The sequence below is a fragment of the Flavobacterium azizsancarii genome (assembly GCF_027980145.1).
GTDB classification, from domain to species: domain Bacteria; phylum Bacteroidota; class Bacteroidia; order Flavobacteriales; family Flavobacteriaceae; genus Flavobacterium; species Flavobacterium azizsancarii.
The window spans coordinates 39,184-62,241 of the sequence record NZ_JAMZNK010000025.1; the positions used below are offsets into that span (position 1 = coordinate 39,184).

Genomic DNA, 23,058 nt, shown 5'->3' on the forward strand with positions numbered 1-23,058 from the left:
ATAAAACAATTAGTATTCTTTAACATTTATTATTAGATCCTTCTTAAAAAAGAAGGATCGGCTTTACTCTTAATTTTTATTAATTCTCGACTTTTACGATCGCCATTTTCCCGTTATATGGCTTGGTTCCTTTTGCTTCTAATGCCTTAGTTGCTTCTGGTAAACCTTCGAATTTCTCGTAATAGATGTAATACTTACTTGTTGTTACGTTATAAAAGAAATTAACATCTGTTCGTCCTGCAGCAACTGCTTTAGTCAGGAACTGATCACGTTTCTCTACACTGTTGTGAACAGCAATAATTAAATAATAACCATTATCAGAGTTTTTAATATTCTTGATAATCTGCATATTCGATTGGTCTTCACCAAAATCAAAATCACTTGCTGTTAATGGAGTACTACTAATTTTAGTCGTTTCTTTTATACGTTTAAGAGCTGCAACGTCCTGCGCATATCTTCCCTGATCATTTTCATAAGCTGCACGTTTGATTCTACGTTTTTTCTCAATTTCAGTTTCTGCTTTAATACGTTCTAAATTCGAAAGTAAAACAGCACTATCCTGCTCCATTTTTAATTGAGCCGCTTTTAATTGATTGATCTTATCCAGATATGCTTTGTTTAAAGCGTCATTTTTATTCGGGAATTTCTTAAGTCTTTCGTTATATAAATTAGTCAACTTAGCGATTTCCTCTTTTTGCATTCTATTTGCATCAGCAAGTTGTGCTTTTAAAGCTTCTAGCTGACTATTTTCTGCTGCAACGCTTTTGAAAGGTTTAGGCTCTTTATAAATTCCTTTTTCGCTTAAATCATTCTCTTCTCTTAAGTCATTCAAATCTCTTTGTTTATTGGCCACCGTTGTATTAAACTGTGATAATAAATCTTTTTGATTTTTAGTTGAACTCTCAATAGACAGTGTTAAATCTTCTATAGCTTTAGCAGTATCGTCTTTTGGCGATGAAGCTGCTTTTGCAAGTGCGTCTGCGGCTAATTTAGCTTGTAGCGCTTCAGCATCGGCTTTAGCTTTGGCATCACCAAGCAGTTTCGCTTCACGTGCCTCTTCTGCTAATCGCAATTGTCTTATTTCTTCTTCAGCTTTTAGTTTTTCGGTAGCTTCTGCATCGGCTTTTGCTCTTTGGTCTGCCAGTAATTTGGACTGAGCTGCCTGCATATCTGCTTTGGCTTTAGCATCAGCATCTAATTTTGCTTGTGCTTCTGCATCTGCTTTCGCTTTTGCATCGGCAGCTAATTTTGTCTGAAGTGCCTGAGCATCGGCTTTGGCTTTTGTATCAGCATCTAATTTAGCTTGTGCTTCTGCATCTGCTTTCGCTTTTGCATCGGCAGCTAATTTTGCCTGAAGTGCCTGAGCGTCGGCTTTTGCTTTTGCATCAGCAGCTAATTTTGCTTGCAATGCTTCAGCATCGGCTTTTGCTTTTGCATCTGCGGCTAATTTTACTTGTAATACCTGAGCATCAGTTTTGGCTTTTGCATCTGCAGCTAGTTTTGCTTGTAAAGCTTGAGCATCCGCTTTCGCTTTTGCATCTGCAGCTAATTTTACTTGTAAAGCCTGAGCATCCGCTTTTGCTTTTGCATCTGCGGCTAATTTTGCTTGTAATGCTTCAGCATCGGCTTTCGCTTTGTTATCAGCAGCTAGTTTAGCTAAACGTGCCTCCTCCGCTTCTTGCAATTGTTTCGCTTCAGCATCGGCCTTTGCTTTTGCAGTTGCTTCAGCATCTGCTTTAACTCTTGCGTCTGCAATTAGTTTTGCTTGTAGCGCTTCCATATCCGCTTTAGCTTTTGCGTCTGCGGCTAGTTTTGCCTGCAAGGCTTCTGCATCAGCTTTAGCTTTGGCATCGGCAGCTAACTTTGCCTGCAATGCTTCAGCATCAGCTTTCGCTTTTGCATCTGCAACGAGTTTTGCCTGTAAAGCTTCTGCATCTGCCTTCGCTTTTGCATCAGCAGCTAATTTTGCTCTAGCAGCAGCTTCAGCATCGGCTTTCGCTTTTGTATCCGCAGCTATTCTTGCTTCTCTTGCTTCAGCATCGGCCTTAGCTTTTGCATCTGCAGCTAATTTTTCTTTTAAGGCAGCATCTTCAGCGGCTTTTGCTTTGGCATCTGCAGCTAATTTTGCTTTTGCGGCAGCATCTATACTGGCTTTAGTTTTTACAGCAGCAGCAGCAGCAGCTTTAGCTTCAGCAGCTAATCTCGCCTGATAAGCATCTGAATCTGCTTTGGCTTTTGCATCAGCGGCTAAAATCGATTGTAAATCTGCGGCTTCTGCTTTCGCTTTCGCATCTGCTTTACGTTTTGCTTCTGCAGCGTCGGCTTTGGCTTTAGCATCGGCAGCTAATTTTATTTTTAATGCTTCAGCATCAGCGTTCGCTTTATTATCTGCTTCTAATTTTGCTTTAGCAGCAGCTTCGGCATCGGCTTTAGTTTTGGCATCTGCGGCTAGCTTAATTTTCAATGCTTCCGCGTCAGCTTTCGCTTTGTCAGCTGCTAACTCAGCTTGTGTTTTTTGTGGTACTGCAACTGCTGTAGTTTTAGCTTTTGCTGCTGCCGCGGCATCAGCTTTAGCTTTATCAGCGGCTAATTTAGTTCTCAATGCTTCAGCATCAGCTTTTGCCTTATCAGCCGCCAATTGTGCCTGAGTTTTTTGAGTTACAACGGCTGGTTTATTTGCAGCAGCGGCTTGCACTCTTGCAGCGGCTGCGGCATCTACTCTTGCCTTATTATCTGCAGCCAATTTTATTCTGCGTGCCTCTGCATCAGCTCTCGCTTTATCTGCAGTCAATTGCGCTTGTGTTTTTTGTTCTGTAGCAACTGCTCTGTTTGTCGTTGCTGTTTGTGCTCTCGTTGCATCAGCCTTGGCTTTTGCATCTGCAGCCAGTTTTATTTTTAAGGCTTCGGCATCTGCTTTGGCTTTATTATCTGCTAATAGTTTTGCTTTTGCAGCAGCTTCGGCATCAGCCTTAACTTTTTCTGCAGCAGCCAGTCTTATTTTAATTGCTTCCGCATCTGCTTTAGCTTTAGCTTCAGCAGCAAGTCTTGCAGTTTCTGTGCCGCTTACTCTTGTTACTGGTGCACTTTTTGGTTTAGCCATTACTGCTTTTGGCTTCGCCGGATCTATTAAAGAACCTTCTTCATCATCACCGTAATAATAATTTTTGCTTTTGAATCTATATGCAATTGTAAATTCGTGAGAACCTCCCATATTAGTAAAGTTGCCCATTCCTCTTTCATAGTTATATTCGATAGCTATACTTGGTGAGATATTAATACCTAAACCTGCAGAAACTCCATATAATGTATTATAACCTGCCTGTGCCCAAACTCCTTGCGGAATAGCAATCATGGCAAGTCCTGAAATAACGGTTTTGTCTTGTTTGATTTCTGTCTTTACAATTCCTGAAAATTTACTTCTGTCAAAAAAACCATAACTATCAAGGTATCCTGTATACATAGCATGCAATTCGATGGCTCTTTCAGGATCTTCTTTTACAATTCCGGATCCGAAATTGTAAAGAATTAAGTTGTTTACAGAAACTCCAAAATCAAGAAATGCAGTTCCGTAGTTAATACCAGGATTAACCGTTAATAAAGTGTGTGAAGGATAATCGCCATTTAATAGATTTGCATCATCAGATATAATTTTTCCTTTGTTTAAACCACTTTGGTAAATACCAACGTTCATACCAAAGGTTAAATTACTGTCTTGTTCTAAAACGATATTATGAGCAAAATTTCCTATTGCGCCAAAAACGGTCATTACACCATAATTCTGTTGAAATAATCCAAATGCAAAGGCTTCATTTTCTCTAAAACGACCTGAATAATTGGCTAAATAAGTATTGGGTGCATTCTCAAATTGTACCCACTGTCTTTTATTATAAAAGCTAGCGTAAGGATTTGTTTCGCGAACAAAACTAAACGTAGGATTAATTAAATATCTATTGAACTTTAAAGAATTTCTTATAGGTAATGAAAACGAAACAACTCCATCCTCAGCTGTCTGTGAATAGAGTGTATTTGAAAAACCGTAAAATAAAGTGATGAATAGTAAAATTTTCTTCATATTATCGTATCACAGTTATTGATCCTTTTTTCTCACCTGCGTCGCCTTTAATGACATAGTAATATACCGGATTTACATTTTTAAAATTTATTGAAGTTTGAGGCCAGTCTCCCTGATAATTATTAACATCAAGAACCATATCGCCATTCGAACTTATAATCATAACCTTGGTATTTGCATTTTTGTATTCATCCGGGATATTCCAATACGGACTGGCGCCGCTCAGACTAATTATGTTTGGAATAACTGAAGACGGGCCTGCTTTTCCTTTAGCTTGAAAAATAAATTCTTTAGAAGAAATACAACCCGAAGATTGTGAAATTTTTACTTTATAAGTACCAATAGATGCAACTAAATAAGAATCTGTTGTTGCGCCTGAAATAAGATTATTGTTTAAATACCACTCATAAGTTGGATTTGCAGCATCTGTTGTAACAGTAACATTTAGAGTTTCTCCTTCATCAAGTTTAAACTCATCTGCTACATCTATACTGGCATTAAAACCATTACTTTTAAGATCAATAGTTCCTGTAGCATTACACCCTCCAAAATCAATTGATACAGTATAAATTCCCGATTCAGTTGCTTTAACCGTTCTGGTATTACCTCCAAAGTCTTTTCCGTCTTTTTTCCATGCATAGCTGTTACCACTAGTTGCCGTTAGAACAGTACCATCAGCACTTGCGCAAAATGGGTTTCCTAAACTTGAGTTAATAGTTGCAGCAGATCCTGACGACGAACTTGTAACAGTGATACGATTTGAACTAATATTTGGTTCTGTACAAGCTCCATACTCAACAAAAGCATAATATTCTCCTACTGAATTTACCACTAACGATTTACCACTTTGTCCTGCGATAATTGCGCCATCCTTAAACCATCTGTATTTAAGATTAGGATAATTAAGAGGAGAAGATGTTATAACGCTCGGAGTATCGTTATCTATATTTAGAGTTATACTACCACCGGCACAAATTGTTGCAGTACCAGATTTTCCATTAATAGAAAATGATCCTTCAAAAACCTTATAATAAGCAGGAAAATCAGTTGCCTGAGTATTCGAATTTTTATATCGTACACTAGTAACTCCTGTAGAACTTTTGATTCTGATACCATATAGCTCAGAACCTACTAGATTAACAGGAAGCGCGAATTTTATAATTTGCTTGGTAGTAGTCACATCCGTAACGTCAAGCTTTGTCGCTATTGTAGAGTTGGTAAAATTACCTAAATTGTCTGAAAGTTCAACCTCAAATGTAGTACCTGCCGGAAAATCAACATAACTAAATGTAGCATAAAATTCATTAAACGTACCTCCTGCACAAAGTCTCTCAAGATCATCAAATGATTGTGGTAGAATTGTTTGCGCATGCATATTTGATTTAGCAAAGAATAAAATGCTAAATAAAATAATAATAAATGTGGTATTTTTTGGGGTAATTTTTTGAATCATATAGTGCGTTTTCGGGCCAGATCTATATTCTCAAAAAACAAAATGTCGATAAACGTTTCAGAAAAATCATACCTATAGTTTTCAATTATATCTTTTGCAAGAAGTGAATATGAAGCCGATATAGAATTATTTTCTTCACAGTTTGAAGTTACCCGATCATTCTCTCCAGTTGCAATAGGAAGGCTATCCTTGGGGTTGGACAGCCTTGCTAGAAACTGATTAGAATTCTCTAATTTACTAATAATACTACTATTATCAGCTGTGCCATTCTTTTGGTTATTTGACGCCGTCATACCACAAATAGTGCTAATAGAAACTGTAGGCTTTTCTATTGAACTTTGTGCATATAGACTTAACGCAATAGGTGAAACCAAAAATATAATATTTAAAAAATATTTTTTCGTTGATTGAGCCATTATGTCTTGATCTTTATTTGGTCCGGTTTAAGACGAATACATAAATTGTGTCTGGGGACTTTATTAATAAAATTTACGTTTTGAAATAAAAATCTAAATCTATTATCTGTTTCCGCTTGAAGCAGTGATTTTTCCTAGTTGTAGTCTGAAATCTGGTTTTTTTGCATTGAAGATATCAATGAATGTTTCTCTGTTACTGCTTTGAGAATAGACATTGAAGAAAACACTATTTCCATACCAGCTCTCTAAATCTTCGTTGTTAGAATTGTATTCCGTAAAGATATTTCCTTTACATAGGTTAAAATACATTTCTTCAAATTTGATTTTTTTAAGATTGGCATCGTTAATTTCTGTTTTACTGTCTAATAAAACTGCCGGATTAAATCCCGAAATTACACTTCTTTTCATTTCAAGAGAAGCATTTTCAGCAACATAAACAGCTTCTTTCACTAAACCTGCCTGAATATCAGCATTGATGTTTTCACTGTCGTTAAGCATTGTAATATTAGTAGCAACAACTAATGTTTGTTTTTTAGTAAAATCAGTTTCGCTTTTCTTTTCGTATGATTTTACCTCCATACAACGAGATCCGTCTTTAGTACTTGAGAAGTAAGAAGATCTAACTGCAAGAGAATTGTAGAAACGACATTGAACTCCTTGCGAAAATTTAAAATCGTCGTTGATAGATTTATAAGAAACAAATTTTGTTGCATTTACATCTCCACCCAAGAAACCAAATGAATCACCACCAGCGTAGCTTACCATAATGTTTTCAAGTATTGTTTTATTTCCAACACCTGCTAAAGTTAAAGCGTTGAAAGTATCCGATCCCTTAACTCTTTTACCTGCAAATTCGATTCTCACAAATCTTAAAATTCCTGAGTTTGCTGCAATATTATCACCCCCGTAAGTAGTAAGTGACGGGTCAAGATCTAAATTATAAGAACCAATATTTCCAAATTTATTAATTGGAGCATCACCAAGAATTACAACTCCACCCCAGTCTCCAGCTTTTTTCTGGCTGCGGTTTGAAGTAAATACAATAGGGTCAGTCTCTAAACCATCAGCAATAAGTTGTGCACCTTTTGTAACTACCAATGTTCCTTTAGTTTCAAAATCACCAATAATCAAAGTTCCTGGCTCAATTGTTAAAACAGCATTGTTGGTCACATAAACATTACCTTGCAAAACATAAATATTCCTCTTGAGCAATTTTGTATTAACAGAAATATTTCCTGCTAAGATTTGATTTGCTTCTCCATATTCAATTTTGTTAGGCTTAAATTCTGTCCAGTTATTCAACCAGTTGTTGTAGCCCATAATTCCTTTCTCTTGCTGAGCACTCATAGTAGTGACTGTCAAAAGAACGCAGATCATTTGAGTAATTTTTTTCATGATAAGGGGGTATTACGGTTAATAATAAATTTGGGTATGCGTAAAAAACTCATCTCGGGTTTTCTGATTTTGTCAGAACACATCGAGGACGAGTTGCTTTTGTCTCTTCTCAAAATGCCACGTAAAATCAATCCATTTACGTAAACACTTCAAAAAAGGTTTTATAAAATATATTTTTAATTACATTTCGTTCAATTCGTTGAACTCATGTAAAGATTTTAATGTGCTTTCGTAAAATAAAATTGCTGCAATTAAGTTTCCTTTATCAGAATACGGCATCATTTTTCTTTGAAACTCTACTGTTGTATCTAAAAATGTATTTGTACCAACAGCCTGAGCATCTAATACTTTTTTGTGTTCGTTATCGTCCGGAATACCTAAGTCTGCCATCGTAACTCCTGGCTTAGTAACCAAAGCAATGTAAGGGAGGGTTTTTACTAAAACTTTAATACGCTCAATGTATAATTCTAAAAGTTCTCCTTTTTGCATACCACTCAATTCTTTTTGATCGTGATATTTACGAATAAGAGCCGTTGTACTAATTATACTTCTAGGAGCATTTTTAGCCTGAGCTGAGATCGCCCCGGTTGTCAATATAAAAAGTGCACTAAATAAAATAATTTTCCCTTTCATAGATTCTTATTAATAGGTTATTGATGAAAACAAAAATATATAAATTAACTCAAATTGCAACTTTATTGATTTCTTTTTTCAAAAAAAAACCTTAAAAAAACCTTAAAAACCAGCGCTATGTCGAGAAAATGTGCGTTTTAACGGCTTTTTTGTTAAAAATCTTAAAATAAAATCCATAAGTTATTACTTACTAAAGATCAAAATTATTATATATTAATAACCAAAATAACCTTACGTTTAGCATTTTTCTGAAAAAACTATTAACAAAAAACTATTGATATCTACTCGATTTACTCTTGTTATTAACAAAAGTTCGTTGACAAACCACAAAAAATTAAGCAAAAAAACTGTATTCCAACATAAATAAATAGCAGCCAATAAACTTTTTCCCTAAAATTTTTGACTATATCATTTTCTTCTATCTTTGCTTCATGCAATTTTCTCAAATTTTAGGTCAGGATTACATCAAAAGTCACTTGATAAAAAGTGCATCTTCCGGGCGAATTCCACACGCACAATTATTCATTGGGCCGGAAGGAAGTGGAACATTATCAACGGCAATTGCTTATGCGCAATACATTTTGTGTAACAATACAGGAGATGAAAACTCAAACGGAAACGATTCCTGCAATTTGAAGTTTCAAAACCTCTCGCATCCCGATTTACATTTTATTTATCCAACAGTTACAACTGAAGATGTAAAAACAAAACCAAAAAGTTTAGACTTCATTCAGGACTGGCGCACATTTATTCAGGAAATGCCTTATGGAGGTTTATTTGACTGGTACAAAATTTTAGGCGTACAAAACAAACAAGGTGAAATTCGCGTCGAAGATGCAACAGAAGTTTTAAAATCACTCTCGTTAAAATCATACGAAGGCGGTTACAAAATAATGATTATCTGGATGGCTGATAAAATGAATATCGCCGCCTCAAATAAGCTTTTAAAATTATTAGAAGAACCATCAGATAAAACAATATTTATACTGATTTCTGAAAATGAAGAAGACATAATACAAACGATACGTTCTCGTTGTCAGGTTATTCACTTTAACGGCTTACCCGAAAAAGTAATTGCTGAAGCATTAGTTTCCCAAGAAAATACAGATTCGAACTTAGCTAAAAAAATAGCACATCAGGCACAGGGAAATTTCAGTAAAGCATTACATCTTTTAAAAGAAGACGATTCTGAATATCCTTTTGAACAATGGTTTGTTAATTGGGTTCGTGCCGCTTTTAGAGCCAAAGGAAATGCAGCTGCAATTCAGGACTTAATATCCTGGAGTGAAGAAATTGCAGGTCTGGGCCGTGAAAGCCAGAAAAAATTCATACAATTTTGTATCGAAATGTTTCGTCAGGCACTTTTACTCAATTATGAGGCACCTGCTTTAGTTTATATAGAACCTAAAGTCGAAAAATTTAAACTGGAAAATTTTGCCCCTTTTGTAAACGGCAATAATATTCACGAAATTTTCAAGGAGCTTTCAGATGCCCTGTATCACATTGAAAGAAATGGAAATGCTAAAATAATTTTGACCGATTTATCTATAAAACTGACTCGTTTAATTCATAAAAAATAATTTTCAAATGAATACTAATGTTTCCTCCATTTTACTATTAGCTTTTTTAGCATTAACGTTCTTACAATCAGGATACGAAAAAATCTTTTATTGGAAAGATAATGTCGAATGGCTTAAAGGGCATTTTGCCAAAACGCCTTTAAAAAATCAAGTTCCACTAGCTTTGTTCCATCTTTTAGTTTTAGAATTAATTTCAGGAATTTTGTGCGTGGTTGGTGCAATACAATTATTAACGAACAGTGGCCGTGAATTTGGTTTTTACGGAGCAGTTTTCTCTTGTATTTGTTTGTTAATGATGTTATTTGGACAAAGATTAGCTAAGGATTATGATGGCGCAAGAACAATTGTTATTTACTTTATCCCAGCCGTTATGGCGGTTTATTGGCTGAATTAAAAAAATAGGCATTGGCTTTTAATGATTTTCTAATCAAAATCTTAAAAGCAGGCGAAAAAGAATTTGTTTGCTTTATGCGGACAACGAATTAAAATTTTACTGTGAAAAAAATGAACCCTAAACACCCTTCAGAATCCCTAACTATTTTAACCGATTTAGTTTTACCGAGCGAAACAAATCCTTTGAATAACCTTTTTGGAGGTGAATTATTGGCCCGTATGGATCGCGCAGCAAGTATTGCCGCCCGCAGACATTCACGCCGAATTGTAGTTACAGCATCTGTAAATCACGTTGCTTTTAACAGGGCTATTCCGCTTGGAGCCGTAGTTACGATAGAAGCAAAGGTTTCCAGATCTTTTAAAAGTTCTATGGAAGTTTTTATTGATGTTTGGGTAGAAGACCGTGAATCCGGAAGCAGAACCAAAGCCAACGAAGCTATTTATACTTTTGTCGCCGTAGATGATAGCGGAAGACCTGTTGAAGTTCCGCCAATTGCACCGGAAACTGAGTTGGAAATACAACGATTTGATGCTGCTTTACGTCGTAAACAATTAAGTTTATTACTCGCGGGCAAAATAAAACCATCAGAAGCAACAGAATTAAAGGCTTTGTTTCTATAGTACAATTTGTTACAATTTGAGACAATTAAACTTCAAAAAAAGAACTAATTTTACAAACTTACAAGCCTGATACAAATCTAAATCAGTAAGTTATCATTTCTGGTTTGTTTTTGAGAATAAATTATAAAAATTTACATGAAAGAAAAAGAAAAAAAAGAGATGAGTTCAGAGAAAGAAGCCAAATTAAAAGCGCTACAACTTACGCTTGATAAACTAGATAAGACTTACGGAAAAGGAACTGTAATGAAAATGGGCGACAAAGCCATCGTTGAAGTTGAAACAATTTCTTCAGGTTCTCTTGGTGTTGATTTAGCTCTTGGAGTTAATGGTTACCCTAGAGGAAGAATTATCGAAATATACGGTCCGGAATCTTCTGGAAAGACTACTTTGACATTACATGCAATTGCTGAAGCTCAAAAAGCGGGTGGTATTGCTGCTTTTATAGATGCTGAACATGCTTTTGATAGAAATTATGCCGAAAAATTAGGTGTAGATATCGAAAACTTAATCATATCTCAACCAGACAATGGAGAACAAGCTTTAGAAATTGCTGAGAATTTGATTCGTTCCGGAGCAATTGACATTGTTGTAATTGACTCTGTTGCTGCATTGACTCCAAAAAGTGAAATCGAAGGTGAAATGGGAGATTCAAAAATGGGTCTTCACGCACGTTTAATGTCACAGGCATTAAGAAAACTAACCGGAACTATCAGTAAAACAAATTGTACTGTTTTCTTCATCAACCAGTTGAGAGAGAAAATTGGTGTAATGTTTGGTAATCCTGAAACTACAACGGGTGGTAATGCATTGAAATTCTACGCATCTGTGCGTTTAGATATTCGTCGTTCTTCACAAATTAAAGACGGTGACAATGTTATTGGAAACAGAACTAAAGTAAAAGTGGTTAAAAATAAAGTGGCTCCGCCTTTTAAAACTGCCGAATTCGACATTATGTACGGAGAAGGAGTTTCTAAAACCGGAGAAATTCTTGATTTAGCGGTTGAATTTGAAATCGTTAAAAAAGCAGGATCATGGTTTAGCTACGGAGATACAAAATTAGGACAAGGTCGTGATGCTGTAAAATCTTTAATCAAAGATAATCCGGAATTAGCAGATGAATTAGAACTTAAAATTAAAGCACATATCAAAGAATTAGCAAACGCTTAAAACTATAATAGCGAGTATTTTACTTGCTTATTGTTCATCAAACCCGATAGATTTTTAGATCTGTCGGGTTTTTTATTTCATAAATAATAATAAAAAAGACGCAACCATTTCAAACTAACTTCATCTACTAAACAGACATTAGATTTGGTATTAGCCATAATGCCATTCTGAAGTTTTTTTTAGGATAAATTTGGTTGTTTATTCACTAGAAATCCGTTAGTTTTTATGCTAACGGATTTTTTATTTCATTTTCTTTAAAAAAAAACATTTTTCAGCGCAACCTTTTTGGTTTCTTACTCTCTATTATATTGTGACGTTAACTTGAGTTTTAACCAAACTCTTTATTATCAACCGTTAATATTTTTAACCATGAAAGAAAAAATAGAAGTGTTGTACAGTAAAAACCGTAGAAAAACCAAATTAAAATTTAAAAAAGTATTGCGATTTATTTCAGAAAAAATAATTCACAGATAGTATTTACTGAATAAAAATGGGGGATTTTAATTCAAAAGAAAACCCGACAATTTTTCTCAAAATTTGTCGGGTTTTTATCTTCTATATTCTTTCCTCTATATTCTTTCCTCTATATTCTTTCCTCTATATTCTTTCCTCTATATTCTTTCCTCTATATTCTTTCCTCTATATTCTTTCCTCTATATTCTTTCTTCTATATTCTTTCTTCTTCTTGAATTCTAATAGTCCTTTATAAATCAGTTGTCTGACTTCATCTCGAAGTGTTTTTCTATTTTCACTTGTTAATCCGTTTGTTTCTACGAAAGGTAATATTTTCACGCGCATTTTTCCGGGGCTTCCACTCATGAAAGTATAAGAGAATCGTTCTTTATTATCGGCAAAAACAATTGGCACAATTGGAATTTGGTGTTCAATTGCTAATCGAAAAGCACCATCTTTAAATTCATCCAATAAAACAGTTTCGTCATCAGGAACACCTCCTTCTGGAAAAATACAAATACTAAGTCCCTGATTCAATCTGTCTTGTGCTCTTTTGAAAACTTCATTTTTACTTCTTGAAGAGTTTCTATCTACTAAAATACAGGTCCTTTTATAAAAAAATCCGAATAAGGGAATCTTCGAAAGTTCTTTTTTTCCAACAAAGACGAAAGGATTTCGAACCACTGCCAACATCAGCATAATATCTGTCATTGAAGTGTGATTCGCCACTATCATATAACTTTTATTCTTGATCAGTTTCTGTTGACGTTCGACTTTATAATAGAAACCCATCCCAAAAAGGATAAATTTAGCCCAAATGCGGGCCATTCTAAAGAAATAGGGATAACCACTCTCTGAGATAATAGAAATCAGTAAAAACGGCAGCATAATCAATATCGGGATGGCCATTAAAACATAAAACCAAACACGCCATAAAACCCAAAAAATAATCTTTATTCCTTTCATGGTTTCAAATGTAAGAAAACAGAAATGAATTATACAAAAAGAATTTATGGTGTAAATAATACAGTACGCTTTTTTTTCCGCAAAGTTCATAAAGTTTTTTCGCAAAGGAAAGAAGGAAATGTAAACTGCTAGTTGCAAATAATGAGTTCACAAAGCTGTATGCAAATTTTGTTCTAATAAAAAATTTGGCAACTTTGCTTTTATAAAACAATAAAAAATAAGAAAATAATTATTAAATTTACTGTTTTTAAAATTTATGACAGAAAACGAAATATCAAATATTATAATTGGACTTGCGATTGAAATTCATAAAATTTTAGGACCCGGCTTACTGGAAAATGCCTATCAAGAATGTTTATTCTATAAAATTAAACAACGTGGGCTTCTAGTTGAAAAAGAAAAGACAATGCCATTAATTTTTGAAGAAGTTCAATTAGATTGTGGCTACAGGATTGATATTCTGGTAGAAAACAAATTTGTCATCGAAATTAAAAGCGTAGAATCTCTTACCGTAAATCACTTAGCACAAACTTTAACGTATTTAAAACTTGGCAATTACAAACTAGGTTTACTCATAAACTTCAACGAAACTCTCTTAAAAAACGGAATTAGAAGGGTTGTCAATAATTTATAAGATCCAGCTTAGTGAACTTCAAAAAACTTTCTCAAAAACTTTGTGAACTTTGCGAAAAAACTTTGTGAACTCTGCGGTAAAAAAACCGATTATTAAAAGAAAAACAATACTCATAATTTTTGAAGTTAAAAAAAATTGCACACTTTGCTCTAAAAAAACGAACTTTGCGTTTAGTAATAAGAAAAAACGAGAATGGCAAAAATACTTACTGGTGTTCAGAGTACTGGAACGCCACACTTAGGCAATTTATTGGGAGCAATTATACCTGCAATCGAATTATCGAATAATCCGGCAAACGAATCTTTTTTGTTTATTGCTGATTTACACTCGATTACACAAATTAAAGATGGTAAAACATTGCGCGAAAACACTTTTAGTGTAGCGGCAGCATGGCTTGCTTTTGGATTAGATATTGATCGCGTTACTTTTTACAGACAATCTGATGTTATTCAGACAACTGAATTGACCTGGTATTTAAGTTGCTTTTTTCCGTTTCAACGTTTGACTTTGGCCCATTCTTTCAAAGACAAAGCAGATCGTTTAGATGATGTAAATGCTGGTTTGTTCTCTTATCCGATGTTAATGGCAGCGGATATTTTATTATATGATGCTGAATTTGTTCCGGTTGGTAAAGACCAATTGCAGCATCTGGAAATTACTCGTGATGTGGCTTCCCGTTTTAATCATCAAATGGGGGAAACTTTTGTAATACCTGAAGCTAAAATTCAGGAAGACAGCAAATTGATTCCCGGAACAAATGGTGGAAAAATGAGTAAATCAGCAAACAATATTATTAATATTTTCGTTGATGATAAAACGCTTCGTAAGCAGGTTATGAGTATCGAAACGGACAGTACACCGCTTGAAGATCCTAAAAATCCAGATACTTGTAATGCTTTTGCGATCTATTCATTGTTAGGAAGTGAAACTCAAATTGCAGAAATGAGAGCCAATTATTTGGGTGGAAATTACGGTTACGGTCACGCCAAACAAGCTTTGTTTGAATTGATTACCGAAAAATTTAAAACAGAAAGAGAAAAATACACTTACTACATCAATAATCTTGACGAAGTGGATGCCTTGCTTAAAAAAGGTGCAGCAAAAGCTTCTGTGGTTGCTGACGGCGTTCTGGCAAAAGTTCGTGAAGTACTTGGATTTGGAAAATAATATTTTAAACGCAGTAGATTTTATCCCAGGTCATCCGGATAAAACCTACTGCGTTTTTATTTAAAAATGAAGTCTTTTTGATTCATCGAAGTAGTGAGAAAAATATTTACAAAATACATGTTTGCTCTCCTAATAACCCTTTTTATACTGGGCTTTTTATTAGGTTATCTATTTGGCGATGACAAATCGTACACAATAAATAAAACCGTAGGCTGGGCTTATAATTTTTCGAATCAGATAAAACTAACCGCTTTTTTTATACTCTCGCAAAGTGTTTTTATTATTGGCTATTTAGCAGTATTTCTTCTTCAGCGAAAGACAAATTATTACATTTCTATAGCACATTTTGAGATTATTATAGTAACCATCTACATGATGTCTTTCGAAAAACTAATCGTACCCTTAATTTTTTGCATCTTCTCTATGATCCTGTTTTGCATAAACGTTTACAAGTCAAACAAATAGAAAACATTAAATCTTTATATCGCTTCAAACAATTTCCCGGGCAATGGTCTGATCAAGCCTTTAAGCTCCATATTCAATAATAAGCCGGAGATTCTATAAATAGGAAAATCACATTTTAACGCTATAGTATCCAGTAATTCTTTTCCGTTTTTTAGAAGAAAATCATATACTTTTTGTTCATCAGGTTCAAGCTCTACAAATAACTGTTTCTGGATAGGTTTTGTTTTATTTTCAATATCCCAATTCAATATATAAATCAAATCGGCAGCACTTGTCAGTACATTCGCTTTTTGAGTCTTAATAAGGTTATTACAGCCCTGACTGAACTTGTCTGTAACACGTCCCGGAACTGCAAAAACATCCCGATTATAATCATTAGCCAGGTTTGCGGTAATCAACGAACCACCTCTGTCTGCAGATTCAATTACAATAGTAGCCTCTGTCATGCCTGCAACAATGCGATTTCTACGCACAAAATTTTCCTTATCAGGATTTGACGAACTCCAAAACTCAGTAATAAATCCACCATTTTCTTCTATCTTGGCAACATATTTTTATGTGTTTTAGGATAAATTTGATTTAAAACATGAGCCAAAACTCCAATGGTCTGCAAATTATAATCCATCGCTAACTGATGTGCCACAATATCTACTCCATAAGCAAAACCACTTACTATAACGGGATCAAGCGGCGACAAATCTTCGATTAATTTCTTGCAGAACTCCATTCCATAAGATGTAATTTGGCGTGTCCCAACAATACTTATTATTTTTTTGTTTTTTAAATTTATATTTCCTGCAGAAAAAATTAAAACCGGAGAATCAATACAATGTTTCAGTCGTTCCGGGTAATTTTCATCCTGAAAAAAAGAAACTTTTATGTTATTCGATTTGATAAATTCAAGTTCCAGATTTGCTTTCTCAAAAACAGATTTATCCTTGAAATTTTTGAGTAATACAGCTCCAACCCCATCAATTGCAGCAATTTGATTCATCTTAGTTTTAAAAATGGTTTCGGCATTACCACAGTGTGTCAGCAATTTTTTGGCCATTATATCTCCAACACCTTCCACTTTTAATAAGGCTAATAAATAAAATAAATCTTGATCTGACATGGATTGTATACAATTAAATGGCGGCGAAAAATATCTTTATAAAACGAATTTTAATTCCAATTCTAAGAAAGGCAAAGATACAAATTAGAAGTAAATTCTTTCAAAAAATAAAAAATTAAAGATATTATACTACTTTAACCTAAAACAGTTTTTATGATAACTTACTGTTAAATAATGGTTTGTAAAAATACTCGAATTGTTAATAAAAATTGTGAATAAAATTTTGATAACTATATTCGTTGCATAACTTTGTTACTATGAAAATCGAAAACTATATAGCACAGTTATTGTATCGTTATCAGTGTGTAACGGTTCCAGGGTTTGGAGCATTTTTAACAGAAATTCACTCGGCTCAGCTGAATGAAAATACAAATTCGTTTTTTCCACCCAAAAAATCAATCTCTTTTAATAGCCATCTAAAAAATAATGATGGACTATTAGCAAATCATATCGCTAATGCAGAAAAAACATCATATGGTTTTGCAGTAAGTGCTATTGCTTTTGAAGTGATAAGTTGGAAAAAAACGCTGGAAGAAAATGGCGTTATAAGTCTTAAAAATATTGGAGAAATGCGTCTTAACGCGGAGAAAAATATAATCTTCACTCCTAACGATCAAACAAATTATCTAGCGAGTTCTTTTGGTTTAAGCCCATTTGTTTCACCAGTTGTGAAAAAAGAACTTTTCGAGAAAAAAATACAGGAAATCCAAGAGAGAGAACCTATCGCTTTATTTGAGGAAGAAGATGGAAAATCATCTAATTCATTCTTAAAATATGCTGCCATTTTCATTCTGGGACTAGGAATTACAGGAAGTATTGGATACCCTTTGTACCAAAATCAAATAGATGCCAAAACACTTATTGTAGAAAGCGCTGTACAGAAAAAAGTACAAAACAAGATACAGGAAGCTACATTTTTTATTCAAAGCCCATTACCGGCCGTAACGCTTTCAATTGATTCTGCAAAAGTAGAAAACGCAGAAGAAAAAGTAATGCCTTACCACATTATGGCAGGAGCTTACAGAAGTGAACAAAATGCAAGAAAAGCTTATAATCAACTTATTAAAGATGGTTTTAGTGCGAGAATGTTAAGCGAAAACAAACATGGCTTATTCCCGGTTCTATACGGAAGTTATGCTACGATGTCTGAGGCACAAAAAGCACAAAAAGATATACAAAAAGGTGAAAATCCAGAAGCCTGGATCCTAATCGAAAATTTATAATTATAAGAAATCCTATTCAAACCGAATAGGATTTTTTTTGTCCTATTTTATCTTTAAAAAAACCTTACCAGGCCAGACTTATACAATTGGCACTCTACTTTTGTTCTATAATTTATAACGAACAAAAAGCCATGAAATACGCCTTAAAATTATTCCTTGTCCTATCATTTTTATTACAGTCTCAATTATTCTTTGCCCAAATAGCAAATACAGGAGAGTCTCCGGAAATCATACAGAAAAAAGCTGATGATGAATCTCAAAAGGCAACAGATCAATATAGTAGAAAACTGGATAACGATCAATCTCAATTAAAAAAAGAACAAAAAAAGGTAGAAAGAAATCAAAGGGATCTTAAAAATTCACAGGATGATCTTGACTCTACAAACAAAAAAATTGACAAGCTGGAAAGTGATAGTCAAAAACTTTCATCAAAAATAAATTCAGGTTCCAATTCTCCTGAATACTTGCAAAAACAGCAAATAAAAATAAAAGAGAAAGATCTCGAAATTCAAAAACTTAAGCTCAAGAAAATAGAGCAACAGAAAAAACTTGATAACCTGCAATCTTAGATAAAACAAAAAATCCTATTCGTAAGCGAATAGGATTTTTTGTTTAACGTGGAACAATTGTAGCGTCCTGAGAAAGAATTACCTTAGTAGCTTGATAAATTCTTAATCTCGCCGGAGGCGAATTTTTCTCGCCCAAAACTATAATGGCACATTCGTAAAGAAAATTATCTTTTTTGAATTCATACTGATGATTTCCACCTATTCCTTCTACAACTAATTCACCACCATTAATCACTAAATCAGGCTTTTCAGTCATTTTTTTTTGTATCGGCCACGAAGCATAACGATAATTATTATTTCCCAGATTATCGATTCTGATTTTGAATTTAGATGTTTCTAAAATACAAATGGGGGTTTGAAAAAAAGCAATACTTGGATCTAAACTTTTTTTCTGCGCTGCGATCAGTTTATTTTTAAGTTCTGTTTCATATTTTGATTGATAATTTACAGCGGTTAAACGTCCTTCGATATCCAGCCAGATACTGCCATGATTTAGCATTACTCCACGCAAGCCCATTTCAATCCAGCTTTTTATCGGAGAAGATTTTATAATTTCATTCTTTAGTGCTGTATCAAAAATCTCAGAATATCGCTTTACAAAATCTGACTTATTTGTAATATCCGGTATTGGATATTCCCGCTTTAGCGGATAAACGACCAAATCGCTGATTGCTTCTTTGTTGTCATTTTTTATATTTTCAATGAATTTTTTTACAAATTTCTGATAGTCAATTTTTAAATCCTGGGCGGCAACAACACTGCTGCAAAAAATCAATAGTACTAAAAATACATTTGCTCTTTTCATCCTAAAATATTTTTAATTAATTATTAATCTGACAATTACAATCAAATATAAATAATTTATACTCACGTGGAACAAGGTCAGAATGCTTATAAAGCAAAAATCCTATTCGCCGTAACGAATAGGATTTATGTTTAACGTGGAACAATTTTGGCGTCCTGATTCAGAATTACTTTTCCGTTTTGATAAATGGTTAAATTAGCTGGTGCCGAATCTTTTGTACCCAAAACAGTAATGTAACACTGGTAAAGAAAATTTCCTTTTTTGAAATCATAATGATTATTTCCGCCAGTTCCGTCCTGAAACCATTTTCCGTTTGTAATGATTAAATCTGGCTTTTCACTCATTGATTGCTTTATAGACCAGGAAGCATATCTGTAATTATCATTTCCCAAGTCATCAATTCTTACTCTGAATTTAGAGGTTTCTAAGATTATTTGGGGTTCTTTAAACTTCGCAATTGATGGATGAAGCTTGTTTTTTTCTGAAGCGATCAACTTGTTTTTGAGATCATTTTCGACTTTTGACTGATAATTAATAGAGAAAACCTTTCCGTCAGTATCCATCCACAAAGTACCATTATTAAGCATTATGCCTCTCCACCCTACTTCTGACCAGTCTTTTGCAGGATCCGATTTTGAAATTTCAGTTTTCAGGTTAAGATCAAAAATTTCAGCATATCTTTTTACAAATTCTGTTTTATTTTTAATATCCGGAATTGGATTTTCTCTTCTCAACGGATATTTAATTGCTTCGGCTACAGCTTCTTTCCTATCGTTTTTGACATTATCAATAAAATTTTTAACGAACTTTTGATATTCAGGTTTCAAGTCCTGCCCTGCAGCATTTTGAATGGTAATACCTATGAACAGGATATATAATAGCTTTCTCATGTTTTCTATTTTACATAACGTAATTTATTCATAACTCAGATTAAATATCTAAATTACAAAATCTAAACTTAATTGATACTGGCTTTGAACATTTTAAGCTCATCCCAGGTAAATTCTTCTCCGTGTTTTTCTTTTAAACCGTTCAGGGATTCTTCCTGATAAAATTCAAAAGCTTCACGAAGCGCCAGGATTTTATCGTACGGCAAAACATCTGAAATGTCTACTTTCTTAGCCTGAATCAATTTAACCAAATGCATTTCAATAGTTTGTGCCGTTAATTTTCTAATTCTGGCAATATCCTGAATCGAATTTTTCTCCAGCCATAAATCATGCGTTTCTTCTACGGTTGTTTTCTTGTCAGCCTTTGGTACACTTTTATCTAATTTTCGCGCAGTATAGCGCACTACAGGCTCATCAGATTTAAAAATATCAGTATTCGACATATTAAGTTCCTCCCGGATCTTAGCAATCTTATCTAATTTGTAGTTTTTAATCGCTGTAGACGTCAATTTCTCTTTGCAGATGGTTTCACCTGCCACGACAATTTCTATTAGCAATTTGGCCTTCATTAAGCGCAAAACTGCTTTGGTTTGCAAATCATCCAAAAAAGCCAGTTCTTCATAGAACTCTTTTACTTTTTTAAATTTCTGAATTTCGGCCATTTTATTCAAAAGATCCGTAACCAGTTTGTCCATTGGCTTAAAAAAGTAATCATAAGCCGCCACTACCCTTTCCTGAACAAAAAATAAATCGACTGTTTCTTTATTAAAAATTTTATTGAGCTGATGAACGAATTTTTGCGAAGGATCAATCAGCGAATCTATAATTTCTAAACGCTTATGTGCCCAAACAGAATGTTTTGATTTTTCTGATGCCACCGCATTTTCATTATAGCTAAAACGATGATTGCGCCATTCCTGAGCCAAATCGGTCCAATTAAAACTGTTAATCAAATAGTTATGAATGAAATTTTTCGTTTCGAAGTGTAACGAATGTTTTAAAACTTCTTCTGTCGCTTTGTTTAAAGCATAGTCCATTACATCCTGATCGTTCGAGATACCATTCATTTGTAGCGGAGACAGCAAAATAAGCCCGTTTAAGGAAGTTAAACGTGATAATGCAACATATGCTTGTCCGGGCAAAAAAACTTGCGATACATCGAGCGCCGCTTTCTCAAAAGTTAATCCCTGACTTTTATGCACAGTAATTGCCCACGCCAATTTTAGCGGATAATGAGCAAATGTGCCTAAAACTTCTTCTTCTACTTCTTTGGTGAGATCGTTTACTTTGTAACGAATGTTTTTCCATTCGTATTTCTCCACTTCAATAGTTTTATTCTCTTCCGGAAAATGAATGAAAATTTCTTCTGGAGAAAGCGATTTTACTACACCCATCTTTCCGTTAAAATAACGTTTTTCAAAAGATGCATCATTTTTAACGAACATCACCTGAGCACCAATTTTCAACTTTAAATTTTCTTCAACAGGAAATATTTTCTCCGGAAAATCACCCACAATAAACGGCTGATAAGAGAACTCATTTCCTGCCAAATCACCAATTGCCTGTTCATTAATCGAATCGGCTTTTGCATTATGCGTAGTTAATGTAATATAACCCGGATTATTTTTTAAGTCGAAATCAGGTTTAACATATTGGTTTAAAACCTGAATATCCTGGGGCGTGATCTGATTGTTTCGAAGATTGTTTAAAACCGATATAAAAGTATCATCGCTTTGGCGGTAAATCTTTGATAATTCGATATATAGCGGTGGATATTGTTGAATTACATGCGAATGAAAAAAGAATTTTCCTTTATAATAATTGCGCAAAGTTCGCCATTCTTCATCACGAATTACTGGCGGAAGCTGCAATAAATCGCCAATAAAAAGCACCTGAACCCCTCCAAAAGGTTTAGAAATTCTACGAACTGTCTGCATCATAAAATCAATAGCATCCAGTAAATCAGCGCGTAACATACTTACTTCATCAATAATCAAAAGCTCCATGTTCTTGATCACATTACGCTTGACATTATTCATTTTGAAGTGTCTGCGTAAAGTTTCCTTATTCTCAAATTTGACTGTTTCAGTAAATTGGGAAGCTTCTTCATAAGACGGAATAAAGGCAGAAAATGGCAATTGAAACATCGAGTGTATCGTAACTCCACCGGCATTTAGTGCCGCGATTCCTGTTGGTGCCACAACTACAGTGCTTTTATGCGTTGTAGCAATGATTTCACGCAAAAGCGTAGTTTTCCCGGTTCCTGCTTTACCAGTCAGGAAGATCGATTTTTGCGTTTGATTGATGAATTGTAAGGTGTAAGCAGCTGCTTCTGTAACGTTTTGCATTGGGCGTGTATTGAAAACCTAAAAGTATCGCATTTTTATAAAAGAAAAAACCTAAATCTATACAGATTTAGGTTTTTAAATTTAGTTAGTTAGTTTGGTATTATTTTTTTGCAGCTTCTTCTTTAGCCGGAGCTTTTTCTTCTGTTTTAGGAGCTGTTTTATACTTGTCATTCAAAGCTTTAACGATATCTTTTGTAATATCATATTTCTCTTCAGCGTATAAGATTGAGGCAGCATCACCAGTACCATAGATATAAGAATAACCGTTTTTCTTACCGTAATCTTTGATGAATTTTTTAACTCCACTTACTAGAGAATCCATTTCAACACCGCTTTCTTGTTGCAATTGCTGAGACAAAGCTTGTTGAGCATAACCCAATTGTTGTTCTCTTTTTTGCAACTCAGCTCCTCTTTGTTGAGCCCAAGCCTGACCGTTTGCTTGTGCCTGACTTTGAAAACTGGCAGCGTCTTGTTTAAAGCGTGCAATTTCAGCTTGTAGTTGTCTTCCTTTTTCTTCAGCTTGTCCTTTGTATTTTGCTTCAAGGTCTTTTGCTTCAGTGTACTCTTTCATTAAAACCGAAGTATCTACGTAAGCTGTTTTTACTTCCTTAACTTCTGCAGTTTTACTACATGAAACGGCGAAAATTGAAAGTGCGATAATTACTAATGCTTTTTTCATTTTTTGAATTTCTAA

18 protein-coding genes and 1 pseudogene are annotated in these 23,058 nt (G+C 34.3%); 8 read left to right on the forward strand and 11 right to left on the reverse strand.

Translation table 11 applies throughout. The annotated features are described in order from the left end of the window. Positions 1 to 79 precede the first annotated feature (79 nt). The 5 genes from NJT12_RS14935 to NJT12_RS14955 all read right to left on the reverse strand — a co-directional run bounded on the left by NJT12_RS14935 (position 80) and on the right by NJT12_RS14955 (position 7,969). A complete protein-coding gene (locus NJT12_RS14935) occupies positions 80 to 4,072 on the reverse strand; it encodes a PorP/SprF family type IX secretion system membrane protein (protein WP_271336715.1) in 3,993 nt (1,330 codons plus the stop codon). A gap of 1 nt (position 4,073) precedes the next feature. Next, positions 4,074 to 5,525 carry a gliding motility protein SprC gene (gene sprC / locus NJT12_RS14940; protein ID WP_271336716.1) on the reverse strand — a complete coding sequence of 484 codons (1,452 nt, stop codon included), beginning with the start codon at positions 5,523 to 5,525 and terminating at the stop codon, positions 4,074 to 4,076. Next, entirely contained in the window at positions 5,522 to 5,941 is a 420-nt protein-coding gene (locus NJT12_RS14945) for a hypothetical protein (RefSeq protein WP_271336717.1), read from the reverse strand. The genes sprC and NJT12_RS14945 overlap by 4 nt, the downstream gene beginning before the upstream one ends. A 102-nt stretch (positions 5,942 to 6,043) precedes the next feature. Next, on the reverse strand, positions 6,044 to 7,336 hold the full coding sequence (locus NJT12_RS14950; protein WP_271336718.1) for a hypothetical protein: 1,293 nt from the start codon (positions 7,334 to 7,336) through the stop codon (positions 6,044 to 6,046). Between the two features lie 180 nt (positions 7,337 to 7,516). Beyond that, positions 7,517 to 7,969 carry a hypothetical protein gene (locus NJT12_RS14955; RefSeq protein WP_072957537.1) on the reverse strand — a complete coding sequence of 151 codons (453 nt, stop codon included), beginning with the start codon at positions 7,967 to 7,969 and terminating at the stop codon, positions 7,517 to 7,519. Between the two features lie 431 nt (positions 7,970 to 8,400). On the opposite strand from NJT12_RS14955, the gene NJT12_RS14960 reads away from it, so the two are divergent. The 4 genes from NJT12_RS14960 (at position 8,401) to recA (ending at position 11,730) form a co-directional block, all read left to right on the forward strand. Further along, a complete protein-coding gene (locus NJT12_RS14960; RefSeq protein ID WP_271336719.1) occupies positions 8,401 to 9,549 on the forward strand; it encodes a DNA polymerase III subunit in 1,149 nt (382 codons plus the stop codon). A gap of 7 nt (positions 9,550 to 9,556) precedes the next feature. Further along, positions 9,557 to 9,943 (forward strand): DoxX family protein, encoded by a 387-nt coding sequence (locus tag NJT12_RS14965; RefSeq protein WP_271336720.1) that lies wholly within the window; start codon positions 9,557 to 9,559, stop codon positions 9,941 to 9,943. Between the two features lie 110 nt (positions 9,944 to 10,053). Then, the gene (locus NJT12_RS14970; RefSeq protein WP_078006636.1) at positions 10,054 to 10,563 is read left to right on the forward strand and encodes an acyl-CoA thioesterase; all 510 of its coding nucleotides are present in this window, start codon (positions 10,054 to 10,056) and stop codon (positions 10,561 to 10,563) included. A gap of 159 nt (positions 10,564 to 10,722) precedes the next feature. Beyond that, on the forward strand, positions 10,723 to 11,730 hold the full coding sequence (gene recA, locus NJT12_RS14975) for a recombinase RecA (RefSeq protein WP_271336747.1): 1,008 nt from the start codon (positions 10,723 to 10,725) through the stop codon (positions 11,728 to 11,730). Between the two features lie 639 nt (positions 11,731 to 12,369). Here recA and NJT12_RS14980 read toward each other — a convergent pair. Next, positions 12,370 to 13,149: a lysophospholipid acyltransferase family protein gene (locus NJT12_RS14980; protein WP_271336721.1), complete on the reverse strand. Its 780-nt coding sequence runs from the start codon at positions 13,147 to 13,149 to the stop codon at positions 12,370 to 12,372. 256 nt (positions 13,150 to 13,405) lie between these two features. Here NJT12_RS14980 and NJT12_RS14985 point away from each other — a divergent pair, with 256 nt between their 5' ends. Next, entirely contained in the window at positions 13,406 to 13,783 is a 378-nt protein-coding gene (locus NJT12_RS14985; RefSeq protein ID WP_271336722.1) for a GxxExxY protein, read from the forward strand. A 192-nt stretch (positions 13,784 to 13,975) separates the two neighbouring features. Continuing rightward, positions 13,976 to 14,950, forward strand: a complete 975-nt coding sequence (trpS, locus tag NJT12_RS14990) for a tryptophan--tRNA ligase (protein ID WP_271336723.1) — start codon at positions 13,976 to 13,978, stop codon at positions 14,948 to 14,950. 479 nt (positions 14,951 to 15,429) lie between these two features. Here the strand turns inward: trpS and dprA are convergent. Then, positions 15,430 to 16,529, reverse strand: a pseudogene (gene dprA, locus NJT12_RS14995) (DNA-processing protein DprA). Positions 16,530 to 16,786: 257 nt separating this feature from the next. On the opposite strand from dprA, the gene NJT12_RS15000 reads away from it, so the two are divergent. Both NJT12_RS15000 and NJT12_RS15005 read left to right on the forward strand, forming a co-directional pair. Next, the gene (locus NJT12_RS15000) at positions 16,787 to 17,752 is read left to right on the forward strand and encodes an HU domain-containing protein (RefSeq protein ID WP_271336724.1); all 966 of its coding nucleotides are present in this window, start codon (positions 16,787 to 16,789) and stop codon (positions 17,750 to 17,752) included. A 131-nt stretch (positions 17,753 to 17,883) separates the two neighbouring features. Continuing rightward, a complete protein-coding gene (locus NJT12_RS15005; protein ID WP_271336725.1) occupies positions 17,884 to 18,321 on the forward strand; it encodes a hypothetical protein in 438 nt (145 codons plus the stop codon). Positions 18,322 to 18,364: 43 nt separating this feature from the next. On the opposite strand, the gene NJT12_RS15010 is transcribed toward NJT12_RS15005, so the two are convergent. The 4 genes from NJT12_RS15010 to NJT12_RS15025 all read right to left on the reverse strand — a co-directional run bounded on the left by NJT12_RS15010 (position 18,365) and on the right by NJT12_RS15025 (position 23,043). After that, complete coding sequence (locus NJT12_RS15010) at positions 18,365 to 19,126, reverse strand: hypothetical protein (protein WP_271336726.1); 762 nt, start codon at positions 19,124 to 19,126, stop codon at positions 18,365 to 18,367. A 131-nt stretch (positions 19,127 to 19,257) separates the two neighbouring features. Further along, complete coding sequence (locus tag NJT12_RS15015) at positions 19,258 to 20,016, reverse strand: hypothetical protein (RefSeq protein ID WP_271336727.1); 759 nt, start codon at positions 20,014 to 20,016, stop codon at positions 19,258 to 19,260. 68 nt (positions 20,017 to 20,084) lie between these two features. Continuing rightward, entirely contained in the window at positions 20,085 to 22,364 is a 2,280-nt protein-coding gene (locus NJT12_RS15020; RefSeq protein WP_271336728.1) for a helix-turn-helix domain-containing protein, read from the reverse strand. A gap of 100 nt (positions 22,365 to 22,464) precedes the next feature. Then, complete coding sequence (locus NJT12_RS15025; protein WP_271336729.1) at positions 22,465 to 23,043, reverse strand: OmpH/Skp family outer membrane protein; 579 nt, start codon at positions 23,041 to 23,043, stop codon at positions 22,465 to 22,467. Positions 23,044 to 23,058 lie beyond the last annotated feature (15 nt).

Excerpts from the sequence above, each read along its gene's own strand:
- sprC (WP_271336716.1), bottom strand. The coding sequence starts at position 5,525 with ATGATTCAAAAAATTACCCCAAAAAATACCACATTTATTATTATTTTA.
- NJT12_RS15015 (WP_271336727.1), bottom strand. The coding sequence starts at position 20,016 with ATGAGAAAGCTATTATATATCCTGTTCATAGGTATTACCATTCAAAAT.
- NJT12_RS15005 (WP_271336725.1), top strand. The coding sequence starts at position 17,884 with ATGAAATACGCCTTAAAATTATTCCTTGTCCTATCATTTTTATTACAG.
- NJT12_RS15025 (WP_271336729.1), bottom strand. The coding sequence starts at position 23,043 with ATGAAAAAAGCATTAGTAATTATCGCACTTTCAATTTTCGCCGTTTCA.
- NJT12_RS15000 (WP_271336724.1), top strand. The coding sequence starts at position 16,787 with ATGAAAATCGAAAACTATATAGCACAGTTATTGTATCGTTATCAGTGT.
- NJT12_RS14935 (WP_271336715.1), bottom strand. The coding sequence starts at position 4,072 with ATGAAGAAAATTTTACTATTCATCACTTTATTTTACGGTTTTTCAAAT.
- NJT12_RS14955 (WP_072957537.1), bottom strand. The coding sequence starts at position 7,969 with ATGAAAGGGAAAATTATTTTATTTAGTGCACTTTTTATATTGACAACC.
- NJT12_RS14985 (WP_271336722.1), top strand. The coding sequence starts at position 13,406 with ATGACAGAAAACGAAATATCAAATATTATAATTGGACTTGCGATTGAA.
- recA (WP_271336747.1), top strand. The coding sequence starts at position 10,723 with ATGAGTTCAGAGAAAGAAGCCAAATTAAAAGCGCTACAACTTACGCTT.
- NJT12_RS14970 (WP_078006636.1), top strand. The coding sequence starts at position 10,054 with ATGAACCCTAAACACCCTTCAGAATCCCTAACTATTTTAACCGATTTA.
- trpS (WP_271336723.1), top strand. The coding sequence starts at position 13,976 with ATGGCAAAAATACTTACTGGTGTTCAGAGTACTGGAACGCCACACTTA.
- NJT12_RS15010 (WP_271336726.1), bottom strand. The coding sequence starts at position 19,126 with ATGAAAAGAGCAAATGTATTTTTAGTACTATTGATTTTTTGCAGCAGT.
- NJT12_RS14965 (WP_271336720.1), top strand. The coding sequence starts at position 9,557 with ATGAATACTAATGTTTCCTCCATTTTACTATTAGCTTTTTTAGCATTA.
- NJT12_RS14950 (WP_271336718.1), bottom strand. The coding sequence starts at position 7,336 with ATGAAAAAAATTACTCAAATGATCTGCGTTCTTTTGACAGTCACTACT.
- NJT12_RS14945 (WP_271336717.1), bottom strand. The coding sequence starts at position 5,941 with ATGGCTCAATCAACGAAAAAATATTTTTTAAATATTATATTTTTGGTT.
- NJT12_RS14980 (WP_271336721.1), bottom strand. The coding sequence starts at position 13,149 with ATGAAAGGAATAAAGATTATTTTTTGGGTTTTATGGCGTGTTTGGTTT.
- NJT12_RS15020 (WP_271336728.1), bottom strand. The coding sequence starts at position 22,364 with ATGCAAAACGTTACAGAAGCAGCTGCTTACACCTTACAATTCATCAAT.
- NJT12_RS14960 (WP_271336719.1), top strand. The coding sequence starts at position 8,401 with ATGCAATTTTCTCAAATTTTAGGTCAGGATTACATCAAAAGTCACTTG.